Annotated in this window: 8 protein-coding genes; 4 read left to right on the forward strand and 4 right to left on the reverse strand. The window is 43.2% G+C overall.

Going from position 1 to position 15486, the window contains the following annotated elements; translation table 11 throughout:
- Positions 1-132: 132 nt before the first annotated feature.
- Genes FNH22_RS18780 through FNH22_RS18795 form a run of 4 tightly spaced genes read right to left on the reverse strand, consistent with a single transcriptional unit; the run spans position 133 to position 8358 of the window.
- A complete protein-coding gene (locus tag FNH22_RS18780; RefSeq protein WP_221420306.1) occupies positions 133-2901 on the reverse strand; it encodes a PKD domain-containing protein in 2769 nt (922 codons plus the stop codon).
- A 27-nt stretch (positions 2902-2928) separates the two neighbouring features.
- Positions 2929-3768 carry a family 16 glycosylhydrolase gene (locus FNH22_RS18785; RefSeq protein WP_255518099.1) on the reverse strand — a complete coding sequence of 280 codons (840 nt, stop codon included), beginning with the start codon at positions 3766-3768 and terminating at the stop codon, positions 2929-2931.
- 10 nt (positions 3769-3778) lie between these two features.
- A complete protein-coding gene (locus FNH22_RS18790) occupies positions 3779-5203 on the reverse strand; it encodes a carbohydrate-binding protein (RefSeq protein ID WP_143399968.1) in 1425 nt (474 codons plus the stop codon).
- Positions 5204-5214: 11 nt separating this feature from the next.
- Entirely contained in the window at positions 5215-8358 is a 3144-nt protein-coding gene (locus FNH22_RS18795) for a glycoside hydrolase family 2 TIM barrel-domain containing protein (RefSeq protein WP_255518100.1), read from the reverse strand.
- 237 nt (positions 8359-8595) lie between these two features.
- Here FNH22_RS18795 and FNH22_RS18800 point away from each other — a divergent pair, with 237 nt between their 5' ends.
- From FNH22_RS18800 to FNH22_RS18815, 4 genes are all read left to right on the forward strand, one after another.
- On the forward strand, positions 8596-11457 hold the full coding sequence (locus tag FNH22_RS18800) for a triple tyrosine motif-containing protein (protein WP_143399969.1): 2862 nt from the start codon (positions 8596-8598) through the stop codon (positions 11455-11457).
- Positions 11458-11690: 233 nt separating this feature from the next.
- Entirely contained in the window at positions 11691-12494 is an 804-nt protein-coding gene (locus tag FNH22_RS18805; RefSeq protein ID WP_143399970.1) for a tryptophan-rich sensory protein, read from the forward strand.
- 193 nt (positions 12495-12687) lie between these two features.
- Entirely contained in the window at positions 12688-14655 is a 1968-nt protein-coding gene (locus FNH22_RS18810) for a hypothetical protein (RefSeq protein WP_143399971.1), read from the forward strand.
- Complete coding sequence (locus tag FNH22_RS18815; RefSeq protein ID WP_143399972.1) at positions 14652-15470, forward strand: DUF2490 domain-containing protein; 819 nt, start codon at positions 14652-14654, stop codon at positions 15468-15470. Before FNH22_RS18810 ends, FNH22_RS18815 begins: the two co-directional genes overlap by 4 nt.
- Positions 15471-15486: the final 16 nt, after the last annotated feature.

Raw genomic sequence — 15486 nt, forward strand, 5'->3', positions numbered from 1 at the left:
GTCCTATGATTTGATATTGAGATCAATTGATGTTTTAGTGTAGTAATTGAATAGGCTGAGTAGTATCTGCCCAGCCTATTCAATGGAAGTGGTCTGGTTGAAATAGCTTTTGTACTATTTTGATTTACAGGCTTATTCCTGGGTTATATCATCAATGTAATACGTTTCACCCCCTGCCGGGTCAGTGTCCCAGTCTGTATTCAGTACCAGTCTTGTATATACAGCGCTTGATGATGCCGGGGTGGTAGAAAAATCAAACGTTAACGTGACCCATTCATTTGCGGGTGTAAGTGTTTGAAAGATCTCGAAAGCGGGCGGATCAATGTCGCCTGGTTCCAGTTCCAAGCGCATTCTGACGTTAATCCCGGCTTTAGGAGACCATATTTTGACCTTAAATATCAGGCCATTACCCAAATCTATGGACGGTCCGTTAAGGGTCTGGTCCGAGTTGATCCCCGCAAAGAACCGTACCCCTGAAGGCTTGCCAAGTTCCAACACTTTGGAAGATGAATTACCTGTAGGCTGTGGGTTGTCAATGACCGCTGCCGTAGCACCTTCAAAAGGGTTGAAAATAGTAACGCCATCTTCAAAATCTAGTGGAAAAGTAGCTAGTGAGCCTCCTCCGCCACCACCACCGGAAGCTGCAACTTGTTCTATATCATCTACATAAAAAGTGCCGGCGGTGGTGCCAGGGCCATCTATAAACAAGGTCACGACCGTGAATGCATCAGATGATGTGAATTCGAACGTGAGCTGTTCCCATCCGGAACCAGTATGATTTACAGGCAATTCAATATTCGGGCCAGTACCTCCTTCCAGTTTTAATAATACAGGTAGACCTACGGTGGAATAAACCTTCATGGTAACGGCCTTGTCAGTGGTTAGATCTAATGCGTTATCCAGCGTAAATGACCCACCTTCAAAAGCGGCACCTGTGTTAACAATTTCTCCGACTTTTGAAGCCACATTATTTATTCCTGAAAGTTCCGGGTTATCGATCACGCGATAACTGGCCCCGTTAAAGACGGATAGATCATATGTAGTACTTTCACAATCAAAATCTATGGGTAATTCCAGCATCGTATCGGTACATCCGGTACCACCGCCTCCACCACTGCCGGTAGTTTGCACTATATCATCTATGTAATACGTTTCGCCTCCTGCCGGATCAGTATCCCAATCCGTATTTAAGACTAATCGCGTGTAAGAGGCTCCCGAAGTGGCGGCGGTAGTTGAAAAATCAAAGGTTAAAGTTTCCCACTGATTGGCATTCGCAAGTGGTTGAAAGATCTCAAAAGCCGGGGGATCGAGGACGCCGGGTTCCTGTTCCAGACGCATTCTGACGTTAATGCCGGCTTTAGGGGACCATATTTTAACGGTAAAGGTTAAACCATTGGCGAGGTTTATCGAAGGTCCGTTAAGGGCCGGGTCTGAATTGATCCCCGCAAAGAAGGGAGCTCCAGAAGGTTTCCCAAGTTCCAATACTTTGGCAGATGAGTTACCTGCAGGTTGGGGATTATTGATCACCGCTACTGTGGCACCTTCAAAAGCATTAAAGAAATTAAGGCCATCTTCAAAATCTAACGGAAATGTGGCAGGTGTTCCACCGCCTCCACCACCGCCGGTGCCATAAAGCATCAGGTCATCAAAATAATAGATCGCTTCATTCATTGTATTCAAATCAAAGAACAGAATGATCTTATCATATTGGTTACTTTCGCTACTGGCAAAAGGAAAAGTGAGTTCTTCCCATTCATTCGTTTTAGTAGCCGTAACTTCCAATTCTGTGAAATTATCTGAATTTGCCTGCTCTTCTAATTTTATTAAAACCCTAAAGTCTGCTACACCGGAGTATACTTTAATTTTAAACCCGGAATTAGTGTCAAAATCCAATTTTGCATCTAAATTAATTTGGTTGTTAGCAAACGCAGAAGCAGAAGTCCTTGAGATTTTGGCCACGTTACAAGAACTATTTACATCATTTTCAGAATCAGGATTGGTTACCCATTCAAAACCGGCATTGTCTGAAATAATACTGGCGCTAGGGTCGGATTGAAACGTTAAATTAAAATCTGCTGCACTTAGTGATTGGGCCGTTTCCTCTGTACAGGGTGCCGGAGGTGTTTCAGCCTGCATGATATCATCTATATAAAAAGTACCTGCCCTTGTACCCGGACCATCCACAAATAATGTGAGCCTTGAATATTTCCCGGAAGCGTTAAAATCAAAGGCAAGCGTTTCCCATCCTGTACCACCGTGGTTTGCGCTTGTTTCTATGTCACCTGCTGTCCCTTCTTCTAACTTTAACAAAACGGCCACAGTAGAATCTGCCCAAAAGTTCATGGTAATTCTTTTATCCGTAGCCAGGTCTATTTCAGTTCCCAAATCAAAAGCCACTCCTTCAAATTCAGCTCCGCTATTGGTGATGGCCCCGACTTTGGAGTTTTTGTCGTTGGTACCGGAAACATCCGGGTTATCGATAATTTCAAATGCAGTGCCATCAAAAGTTTCGGCGTCATAATTCACACTAGTGTCATCAAAAGTGGCAGGCAGTGAAATGATCCTCTTAATAAGTACTGTGATGGAATCTTCGAAAATGGCGGACACACCTGCGTCATTGGATGCCGTCAAGGTCACTTTGTATGTGCCTGTAGCATACGTCTTGATCGGGTTGATCTCGGTAGAGGTCTCATCATCTCCGAAATCCCAAACATAATTTGTTGCATTGGTAGATACGTTAATGAACGTTACTGTGCCCGTATCGTCATTCAGTGTTTGGGTAAAGCCGGCAACGACCTGGGGGAGTTTATCATCGTCATCATCATCCGAACATCCCAGTAAAGCTATCGCCAGGATGAAAATTGAAATCATCTTGGCATTTTTAAGTAATAATGGTCTCATAGTATTTGATGTTTTTTTAGTCTGCTATTATTTATAAACCCGTACATAGTCCACCAACATGGTTTGTGGAAACACGGTCTCGCCGTTGGGAGAACCCACGAAAGTGCCTCCAACAGCCAGGTTTACCAGGATAAAGAAGGGTTTATCAAAAACCCATTCGCCCGTTACATCGGCCGGTGTAATTTGGTTGTACAATACATCGTCCACGTAAAAGTTTACATATTCCGTACCCCACTCAATGCCGAATACATGAAAGCCTGTATCGAAACGGTCATTTTCCAACGTGTAACTTTTGGTGATGGATTCTCCGCCAGAATAGCCCGGGCCATGCACGCTTCCCAGTACTGTGGTAGGTTCTTGTCCGCGGAATTCCATAATGTCGATTTCTCCTGCTCCCGGCCAGGGGTTTGTGTCAATATCGGCCCCCAGCATCCAAAAAGCCGGCCAGATGCCTTGCCCCCAGGGCAACCTGATACGGGTCTCAAAGCGCCCATAAGTCTGATCAAACAGTCCTTTGGTTAAAAGTCGTGCGGAGGTGTACGAAGCTCCTTTAAAAGACTCCTGTTGCGCAGTGATCAGTAAGAAGCCGTTTTCAACTTTGACGTTTTCAGTACGGTCTGTATAATACTGGAGCTCGTTATTACCCCATCCATTGACACCTCTGCCGATATCATATCCCCAGACAGCGGTATCGGGAACACCATCCATATCAAATTCATCTTGCAGTACCAGTTCATCGAAGTTTACCACGGTTTGGGTATCATCCGTAGAGCAGCCCGAATGGACAAAAATTAGTAACAACAAAAGAAGACCCGGGAATGACATGATCAGGGTCCCTTTTTTATATCGATTTCTCTTATTCATCATGGTTAATTTTTTATTCTTGCCTATAGAAATACATGTTATCTACCAGGAGATCTGTTATAGTCCCGGGCTGGGTGTCATTAGTGCCTTCGGTGATAAAAAACAGTTGGGCCAGATTACTTCTATTGGTTAACCCGAAATCGGTGAGAGGAATATCGAAGGGAACCCAGGTTCTTGTTTTCAGGGTGTCACTGGTGAAGGTAACACGCCCGCTGGAGTCATCACCACCGCCAAAGGCGGCATTGGCCCCAAAATCTCCCAATTCAATAGTGACAAAGTCTCCGGTATTCACAGGATTTTCAACCTGGACATCGACATGCAGATGTGTCATTTGAGTAATGTCGATCGTAGGGTTTTTAAACTCTGTGGCTACAAAATTCAGTTCCGTGTATCGTATGATATTATTACCATCTATGACAAGGTCTGCTCCACCCAGGGTGGTTTGACCTCCAAAGAAGCCATTATAAAAATCTACCGGTACGTTGGTGTAAGCATCACTGAAAATAGAAATGACATTGGCAGCGTCCCTGGTAGGAATAAGAGGAGGCGTGAAATTGCCCAACGATTCAACCGTTAATGACCCTGCCGCCCGTACGCCTGCTAAAACAGCCGTGATTTTGGCAGTACCTTGATCTAATATGGAAACCACGCCCAACTCATTTACTCTTGCCACGTCAGGGTTAGTAGACGTAAAGGTGAAATAAGAAGGAGCAGCAGATACCGTTTGATTGAGGCCAGAGGCTAAATTAAAGGTCTGGGTTCCGGTAACGGTAAAGCTGGAACCTATGAAAGTTTGTTCCACTCTGTCTTCTCCATTGAAAATGGCAGGCCTGGGCTGTGCCACAGTGCCCAATTTTTCAAATTTTAGCTCATCGATCCAAAACGTATAGCCGTTGTTATTCTCAGGTCCTTCAGAGTACCAGAACATCCCCTTTTCATTGGTTAACCGGGTAGGGTCGGGGATAGGGATGATATATTTTGTCCAGGCGGTGCTGATCCTCATATTCGGTAGGGTCACCAGGAATTTGTTTTCACCAAAATCATTTCCAAAACCTATTTCATTGATCGTAGCTCCCTGTGAAGCCCTGGCCCAAAAAGTAAGCGCATCATAACCTGACAGGTTCCGACCTCCGTTATCGGGAAAAATGGCCCCTGCAAAAGCACCTGCAGGATCGCCTACATTAGGTACATTGAATCGCATGGAAGCAGTCCCTTCATAACGTTCCTGATCATCCACGATAAATGCATCGAGTTTTGAACCTTCAAAAGGCCGGTATTCCAGGCCTCCGCTAAAACCGTCAATAAAAACTTCTGCGGTAACCGGAAAAGAGGCGAAATCCACATCGCCGGACAGGCTTCTCTCACAGCCGGAGGTAACTGTGAAAATGACGCCAAAAAGAACGGCAATTTTTAAGCTGATTATTTTTATGTCTTTCATTTTTTTGCGCTTTATTTCCCAAGGTTGATGTGTACGTAAGTCCTTAATTCCCATTCGTTCCCATTGGGGAATCCGACAGGGCTTATGGTAGGGTCAGTGGCAAATTCCTCTGTTGCATTTGGAAGATACCTGGGAGAATTCTCATCCAGCGAGCGCCAGGTGAAACGCATCCCCAGTGAAGTGCTGGGCAGTATAAACCAATCCTGCTTGCCTACAGTAGTAGATATATCTGCCATGATCTGTAAAGGGAAGGTCAGGTTAAAATCTCTTTGGTAATCCAATGGCCCCCAATCGTTGAATTTGATATGTGAGGAGAGCTTCACTGTTTTGTAAATCACTCTTACGTCACCCCCATAACGTTCGACAGTCCTTGGGTCGGAGCCGTTGGCCTGGCCATTTCCTCCATACAAATTCGCTATGATCCCTAACTCAGGATTCAATTTAGATACGATACGTGCATTCACCTCCCACAGGTCGAGCGCCGGAGGAGCTCCGTCAGCTGCACTGGGAATCCGTCTGGTACCCGGGAAAATAATGGCGGCATCTTGTGATGTAGGTAAGTGCCGGTATACCACCCCGATACTACCCGCCAGCGTGGCATCTTCCGCACGGTCGTTGTCCCACTCGTACATCCAGGTGCCTGGTGTAGGGTCAAAGGTCAATAAAAGCTCTCCGGCTACGGTTTCCCTGTTCGCTCTTACCACAAAAGGATCTGTCAAAATATTTCTAAGTCTTCCGGGGCCTCCTGCATCTCCCGGCATGGGGTCCACCAAAGGCTTCTGCCATAAGAAATTCGGAGCTATCTGCCATTTACCTATGCTGTAAGTAAACCCGGTCAGGAAGTTGTTTTGATTTCCGCTACCGCTGTCCCTGAGTCTCCACCCGGTAAAAGTTGGGATATAATCTCCGCCGCCATTGGCTACAAGTCCCATAGCAGCAGCCTGTGCATACCAGTTTACCCTGCCGGCAGAATATTTAAGTTTTACCTTACCACCCCATGTATCTGATGATTTTACGTTATCGGTAAATACTTCATAACTGCCTTCCGCACCACGCACGAATTGAAACTCTCTCCCTACAAGCGGTTGACCTCCCCATATTCCACCGGCTTCTACGGTTAATTTCCCCAGCTCGGTCTCTGCCTGCAAGGTGACTCGTCGGGTCTTAGGTTGGGGAATAGCAATGGAACTGACCGCTGCACCCGGCTCGTCGATGTCTTCATGAAAAATACCGGTGAGGTCAATATCACCCACCTTTCGCCTGTATTTTACCAAAACGGCAGGGTTTGCTCCCCACCAGAGCTCACGTCCGTAGGCTACTTTCACACCTTTAAAAAACTTCTTGCCTTCTATCTCAAGGCCATTGGGTGTAGCAGCATTATAAAGATCTATGGACGAGCCATAATTGGCTTCAGGATATAACCCAAAAAAGTCGCCTTCATGCCCCCAGTGAAAATGTCCTGTCCGGTAGAATCCTTTCAGGTCGAACAGTTTATGGTTCCAGGTGTATTCTGCCTGGTATACCTGCAAGCGATCTAAAGTGGTGGGTACCGGGTTTCCATTTTGGGTTACTACAGTTTGTAGACGCCCCCTGTTTTCGAAGAAGATTTCATTGATCGGGTTTTGCGCCACATTTCCCAGCACATTAAAAGAAACATTTGCACTGACATTAGCTGCGGGATTTGCTTCAAAACCAACGAAGTAAGACTCCATATGGTCAAACCCCAGCTTATTGGGAAAGACCTGACTATTTGGGTCCGGGGCGTCAGGTGTTGTAATGAGTTTTCCTCCGGTATTAAAAGAGGTGAATTCTGCCCGCAATTCACTGAGACTGAGCTTACCTCCACTTTCTCCTATCAGCGCGGCATTATCACCTCTTGCTTTAATGACCGCATCCATTATCTGAATATTGGAAAAATGATTATCTACCCCTTGAAGCGTTACACCGCCAGCATAAGGATTGAATTGATGCGCTTCTTTCAAAGCATGATAGGCCGCACGGGGATATAGCGTATACAAACCTCTGGCGTTGGTCTGGCCTTTAGCACAAATGCCAAACCATTCTTCGTTCATGTTATTCTCACCTTGCTGGAAATCTCTCTGATAACCACCATTGGCCCATGAAGCATTATTGTCATGTACATCAAGGTTACTGGTTTGACCGTACTTCCACCAACCATCACTGAATTGAAAGGTAAATCCACCAAGCGAATTATCAGCTTTTCCCAGCCCGGCAGCATTTTCATAGATCTCCTTCCAGTTGCCTACCATGTAATAGGCCTGTGATTGCTGGTCTTCTGCATTTTCAATGGCATTGAAAGCATCAGCCCCAAATTCAGTGAATAAGATGGGTTTGTTCAATTCATCTCTTACCCGTTGAAATGCATCGCCAAAAGAAACTCCGCGGTACATATTCGTACCTAAGATATCTATGTCTTTACATTCTTCTTTAATGAGCTCAAGGAAAAGCAAGTCGCCATTACAGATGGCTACAGGGTGTGAACTGTCAATTGCTTTCATCGCTACCGTAGCCTCATTGAACAACTTATACATGGCGGTGGCCCTTATGGTGGACTTTCGATCTTCGATAGGGATGTCTTCCGTTTCGGCGCCCCCCCAGAAAAGGCCATAATTATTTTCATTTCCCAACAGGTATAGGAGCAAGCCCGGGGTGTTTTTGTATTCCTCCACCATCGTTGTAACCTCTGACAAAAGCAATTGCCGTGTGCCAGGATCAGCATACTCGGTATTTGCTACCCAGGCACCATTCAAGGTGAGTCCGTAACGTCCGAAGGAATGGTTAAGCATGGTGTAGATACCATACTCCTCATAGATATACTTTATCCATCTGGATTGGATCCCGGTATACTGGCGAATAACGTTTACCCCCATATTCTTTAACAAAGACATTTCCGCATCCAGTGCGGCTTTTATTATGTCATCGGGTTGATTCCATAAACTATAGGAGAAATTGGTGCCGATAGGGACGTAATCCCAGTTCATGCCATTGATCATTAGATCCTGACCATTGACCACTAGCTTCATTCCCTGATCATTACTTACCACTGATACTTTATCAGCCTGGGCATATACAGATGCCGTAAGTAAGAAGAGAATGAATACCAGAAAGATGTTTTTCATGTAGATGTTTCTCATAGATTTTAAATGATGTTTAATTCACTAAAAAGCACGAGCAGATTGTCTGATTAAGGTTCTCGCTGCTGATTTTCAACATGTTGTATATTTGCTCAAATTGGTACTATTTTACCTTCAGAGCTAAAAAAGGACTTCATCAAATATTTCGTCACTTCTTTTAAATACTACAACAAATGCACATAATTGTTTATTTAACTTTCTAATAATTAGTAACTTACAATATTCAACTACCTGCACATGACGAATTTTTATTGCTACAGGAACTACAGTCTTCCTCTGACCTTTTTCTTGTTCTATTTGACTTTTTCCTTGTTATGCGTCCACCGGTCTCATGCTTTTCTGGGGAAATATCCCATTCATAATTTTACTCCGACTCATTATAAAGCTGGTATTCAGAATATTGACTTTGCTCAAAACAGGGACATGACCCTTTTTGTAGCTAATAACCTGGGGATACTTTCTTTCAATGGTACCCAATGGGAAACCCACGCTCTTAAGACCGGCAAGAAGCAGCGGTCGCTCGCTTTTGATGAAAATACCAATCGACTTTATGTGGGTTCGCAGGGAGAGTTTGGATACTTTGAAGAAGATTGGGACTACGTTTCCCTTGTCGATAAAGTCCCCTCGGTTTCACGCGATTTTGATGAAGTATGGGATGTTTTCTTTTTCAACTCAAACGTTTATTTCTGCACATTTCAAGGTATTTATGCTTATGACGGACAATCTGTTTCAGTGATTGAACGCAGTGGTGGATTTAACCGGTCTTTTAGTACCAGTGATAAATTATTCACCCAAAGTCCTTCAGGAGAACTTTTTGAGATCAAAGGCAAGGAACTCGTACCTACTTTTCCTAAGGGTCTGACGGACCAGATTATAGCAGGTATAATACCTCAAGGTGAAGGATACCTGTTATTTTATAACTCCGGGCAGATTGAATTTTCCACTTCTTTCGGCGTAGTTGAAAAATACTCTGACCTAATTCAAGCCTTACAGGGAAAATACGTAAATCACGTCATGCAGCTTTCCGATACACGCCTGGTGATATCTACCCAGACATCCGGTTTGTTTTTATATGATTTGCAGCAACAGCGCATAGAGAATATAACGACAGAAGGTGGCCTGCAAAGTAGTGCTTGTTTAAATACTTTTCAGGACTATGCCGGAAACCTTTGGGTAGGCATGCAAAATGGGATGGCCCTTATAGATATAAATTCTCCTATGCGATTGATCAATAAGGAGATCAATATACAGGGGAGTGGGTATGAAGCATTTGAAACCGATGAAGGTACTTATTATACTACGTCCAACGGAATTTATTTCTTAGCTAAAAACGCTACACGCTGTGTCTTTCTCAAGGGAACCGAAGGCCCTGCCTATGGTATGCAAAAGATCACCGGTAAACTTTATGCAGGGCATCATACAGGCTTATTTCATATAGAAAATGGTAAAGCCACCCATATAGCGACTACTGAGGGGCTATGGCACTTAAAGCAACTGCGTGCCAAACCGGACTTCGCCATCGGTGGGACCTATTCGGGACTGTACCTTTTTAAAATAAACGAACGTAAAGAGTTACAGCCGGTTCAAAAGATAAAGGGATTCAATGAATCAAGTCGCTTTTTTCAAGAAGATCATGAGGGGAGGATTTGGGTAGGACAGTTTTACAAGGGGCTGTACCAGTTAAGCTTGAATGAGGACTTAACCGCAGCAACTGTTACTAAGGTGTCTGATTTATACGATCTACCCATTAAAGAACGTATTATTCTCAGCAATGTAGATAACGAGATCCATATAGCCACAGAAACCGGGGTATATAAATTTGATGAAACCAAAGACCGTATTTTAGAGGCTGAAGTTTTTTCTGATATCATAGGAAAAGAGCAGGTCCATTTCCTGGTACAAGGCAACCAAAAACATATCCATATTTTCACCGAAAACCTGGTAGGCTTTTTTAAGCAGATCAGCGCCAACAATTATATTTATGTGCCTTCCTCGTTGTTCCAGCTAAGGTATTCTTTTAACAATGATCTTTTGAACGTATCTGTAAACACCAGTAACGGGGTCTTATTTAATGCAAACGAAGGGTTTATCCATTATAATCCTGAGTTAGAAGATCGCGTGACCGTTGAAAAAGAACCCGTTATTAGCAAGGTATATAGTGTGACTGAAGATCGGGCTTTATACGTTCGGTTACCCTTTGAAAAAAGACGTGTTAGCACGGAACAAGTATTGATCACCCATAAGGCAAAAGTGTTACAGTTCGAGGTAGAGTCATTTAAATTCAAAGGAGCCAGTGATCAGCAGTTTCGTTATTTTCTGAAGGGCTTTGACAAGAACTATGGAGAGTGGACTAATACTACAACTAAGGAATATACCAACATGAGAGAAGGAGAGTACGAGCTATTGGTACAAACGCTAAATTACCTGGGAGAAACAGTCACCAGTACTCCTCTGCTGTTAAAAGTTACACCGCCATTTTACAGAAGTTTGGTCGCCAAGATTCTGTATGTAGCATTGGCCACTCTAATGCTTACACTGGCGTACAGGTTTCAAAAACAACGTCTTAGGCGAAAAGAAGAAAAAATGAATGAAGCCAAACAAGCAGAGCTGAGGGAAAAACAAAATGAAGTACAAGAACTCAAAGACGCGAAAATAAAGAGCGAACTACGACATGTAAACAACCTGTTGGCTGCTTCTACGATGAACCTGGTTGTAAAAAATGAATTTCTGGAAGCGGTAAAAGAAGAGCTGAAACAGGTGAAGCAAAAAGGCAAAATTGTAGAGACGAAGCAGGCTTTGGAACAGATTGTAAAAGAGATCGATTCAACCTTGAGATTACAGGAAGACTGGCAACAGTTTGAACACCATTTTGACAAGGTCCATGGCGACTTTCTAAACCGCCTGAGAGATGAATTTCATGATCTTTCTCCCAGCGAACAAAAGCTCTGTGCTTTCCTACGGCTGAATTTAAATACAAAAGAGATCGCCAATTTAATGGGCATTTCATCCCGGGGGGTGGAAGTGGCGCGTTATCGCTTACGTAAAAAATTAAACCTGACAACCTCTCAGAACCTATCTAAGTTTGTTTTAGATTATTAGGGTTTTTAGGAGAACTCCGGATGATCATGTGTAGCAATATAAAATTGTTGACGGGAAGAAAATGACATGAATATCAGGTAAAGATCATCATATGGTGGACTATAATCCTAATGTTACACCTAACCTCTTATATATGAATCACAACATTATAATCTTGTAATGGATATGCTAAAGCATCCTATTTAAATAAACTCCATTCCAAAACAAAATCACTTAAAAATGGTCTTAAGTATATGGATCAGAAATGGCAGGCAATTCTCAATACTCTATCCGTCGGCGTGGTATTGACGGTAAACTATTATTCTCAAACCGGTAAGATCAACCAGCAAACCATCGGAGAATTAAGTGCCCGGTATGACAATCTTTTTACCCCGGCAGGTTATGCCTTTGCCATCTGGGGGATCATCTTCCTGGGGTTGATCACCTATGTCATTTATCAATGGATAATTGTTTTAGAGCTTCATAAGGAGGTAGCTGAATATAAAAATGCAGGCTACTGGTTCACCTACGTAAACCTGGCCAATGCCAGCTGGGTAGTAGCGTGGCTATATGAATACACAGGTCTTTCAGTGGTATTAATGCTGTTCATGCTATTTGGATTATTGACCATAGTGATCAAAACGAATATGGAGCGGTGGGACGCTCCTTTGACCATAATAGCATTTGTATGGTGGCCCATTTGCCTCTATGCGGGATGGATATCAGTGGCCACTATTGCGAACATCGCTGCGTATCTCAGCAAACTCCAATGGAATGGAGGCTTTCTGAGTGAAGAACAGTGGACGATCGCCATGATCCTCGTTGCGGCAGTGATAAATTGCTTTATGATCTGGAGTCGTAATATGAGGGAATTCGCGTTGGTAGGTGTATGGGCTTTGGTAGCGATCTATATCAGGCATCAGGAGACCTATCCTTTAATAGCATGGACCGCAATCTTTATGGCAGTCTTTTTATTGATCAATATCAGTATCCATGGATATCAAAACAGGTCCACGAATCCATTTAAAAAGGCTCTTAGGTGGGTACAAAATTCTTAACCTTTCATTTATATATGATACCTTTGTATCGTTAGCTACTACGGCTGATAATAGCATAATTGAATCAATGGATTAATGCCATCTGGACACCTTTCCAACCGGAATCATTTCTACTGTTTAAAAAAAGGCTTAAAAGCCGGTTTAATCTTACGTGCTGTCGTCTCGTTTCCATTTATTTTTATTTATTTGAGCAATGCTCCTGCGTAAAAAAATCACCTTATTCTTACTACTATCGATATTCTTCCATTATTCGCTTTATAGCCAGATCGAACTAAACTACAGCGGTCCGTACAAAGTGGCTGAATATCAAGGAAATGCGGATTTTGGATACAAGTTATTGGCTGGGGACACTACTTTTCATGGCCCTTTTCGAATGCAACATTCTGACTTGCAAGACCTGCTGTCCAAACAGGACCCGTTCTTTTCTTTTGAAGGTACTTTTCAGAATAACCTACCCGAGGGGCCCTGGAGTTTTAAATTTGGTGAATTTACCGCTGATGCTTCGGATGGTTTAGAAGTGGTTGATTATCATTACAGGGTAAAAACCAACGGTATTCATCACGAAGCCTCAGGTGATATTTTTGAAGGTCTGCCTGACGGCAGATGGACGCACACCATACAGCAGATTAAAAGCTCTCAGGTAGAAGAGACTCTTTTCAAAAGTACGATTGATTTTGACAAGGGGGTTCCTCAGAAAAGTTTTCAAATTCAAAATGAACGTATGACGCTTATGGGGCGGTTCCTGAGAGATGGCCTGGCCCATGATGTATGGGAACTGTATTCTACTGAAGGCCCGGGCGCTATTGAAAGCTGGTACTTTTCAGATGGCAAACTCGATAAGATCCTGTTAAAGAATAACGACTCTACACTCATTGTGAAGGTGTACGATACCACCCTTGAAAACCCTAAGGTAATTAACCTGGACGACAGGTATCTTAACATTGTCAAGCTTAATCAACGGTTAACCACGGACAATGAAATAAAGATCAAAGGCGAAGTGACCCATCTGCTTGCCGAAAATGCCGGCTACTATCAAAAAATTGATAACATTCTGTCCAAATTGGGAGACGCTCGATTTATGCCTGAATTCAAAGTAAAGGCAAATCACAACCCTTTGAAAAACAATGAATTAATACAGCTCAATGCTATCAAAACTCTTTATAGAAAAAGTGAAAAGATCAGTAACAAATTGGTTAAAAGCACTTATCTCAATATCCTCAAACTGTCTGATGATGAAGCTCTTTTTTTACTTTCGGTCATAGATAAGATCTCCAAAAAGCATTTATCCTTCCTGAAGGAAGTGACCCGGTTTTATGATCAGCGTATACTTTCCTTTGTTCCTCGGGAACATATATTGTCAAAGTTATGGCCCGAAGGCAGGCCATCGACCGAAATTATAATTATCAATGAACAGGCTGATGATACCCGAACCAGGTCCTATACTGGTCCGGATGCGGATTCATACCAATTTGAAAAAGACGGGATAGAAGGTATTCACGAGCTTGCTACGTATGTGTCCAACTGCCTCGAGTCCATTCAATCCAGGTTAAATGAGAAGTTGACCAAAGAGCAGTGGGAGAAGCAGTTGGTTGTGTTGGAAGCTGAACTGATCTCAGAAATAACCACTTTAAATCGCATGGCGGACTCACTTCGACAAGAAACAGCAGGTGAGCTTCAAAATGCCTTGAATACGATCAAAAAAGTAGCTAAACAAGAGCTTAGTGCATATTCAGCCATGGAAGATATGACGGAGAAACCGGACCTGGCACGGTTGCTGACAAATTGTTTTGATCAGATGCAGGAGCTGGCGCTTACCGTTTCCAGGAATGAAGTACGTATGGAAGAGATCAAAACGGCCTATACCGATGAGGTATGGAACCCATTTACTGCAACAGTGATGAGCGAAGAAGTGAAGAAACGTATAACTGAAGCTTATGAAGATGTACTTATTCCACACATGCTGAATCAGCTAAGCGACTCTCTTTCCTGCAGTAACATACCCCATTTAATCTTACTGATGGAAAATACCCACCAAAGGATGTTAGAGCTGCGGGAAGAGAATACGGATAAACTTGAACGAAAATTGAAAAGGGAACGTGATCCAATGACCATCTTACAATTGTTCAATATTCAAACAGATAGAAAAGAGGTTGGACCATGAAGCAGCTTAACACAAAAAATACCCTTGGGCTGTTTTTGTTCGTGGTGTTATTTCAATTTCACAGTAAGGCCCAGGAAGTAGCCAGAGAGACCGAATATAAGGAACCTGTCACCGCTTTTTGGATCAATACCTATGGAAATATTCGGGTTTCTAACCGGCTGTTCTGGATTGCCCAGACACATTTCAGAATGGAAGAGAAGGGAAGTACTCCTTTTGTAGGGCAAGTAGCGCAACTCTATAACCGGCATGCCTTAAGCTATCTCTTTTCTAAAAACTTTAATGTCAGTCTGGGTGGGGTTTTACGGGTTAACTATAATACAAATGGGACTTCGGAGCAAAAAAACAAAGTGCCCGAATGGCGTATTTGGCATCAATATTTATTTGCCATGCCCATGTCCAGAATGATGGTATATCATCGTATTCGTGTCGAGCACCGTTGGTCCAAGGGCTTCAATACAGATAGTCAATACATTTTCAGAAACCGATGGCGATACATGTTTAAGCTGAAAATGCCCCTTAATAAGCCAAAATTATCTTCCAATACCTTTTACGTTTCCCCGGAAGTGGAATTGATCATGCAAAGTGGAAAACCTGTCATAGATAGCCCCCTGGAAGATCTGCGCTTACATACCTCTTTTGGATACATTTTAAACCCAAGGATTACCGTGGCTGCGGGCATTATGTATTCCCAGGGGCAGGACCTTGCAGATGGCAACATCTACAAACAAAAGTGGACGACGCGATTCCATGTCTATTTCTCGCCGGATTTCAGAAAAGTGAAGCGTAAGCTACCCTCCATTCACCACGGTGATTAGAGATAATCATTAATTT

This window comes from Fulvivirga sp. M361 (genome assembly GCF_007097395.1).
Classification (GTDB): domain Bacteria; phylum Bacteroidota; class Bacteroidia; order Cytophagales; family Cyclobacteriaceae; genus Fulvivirga.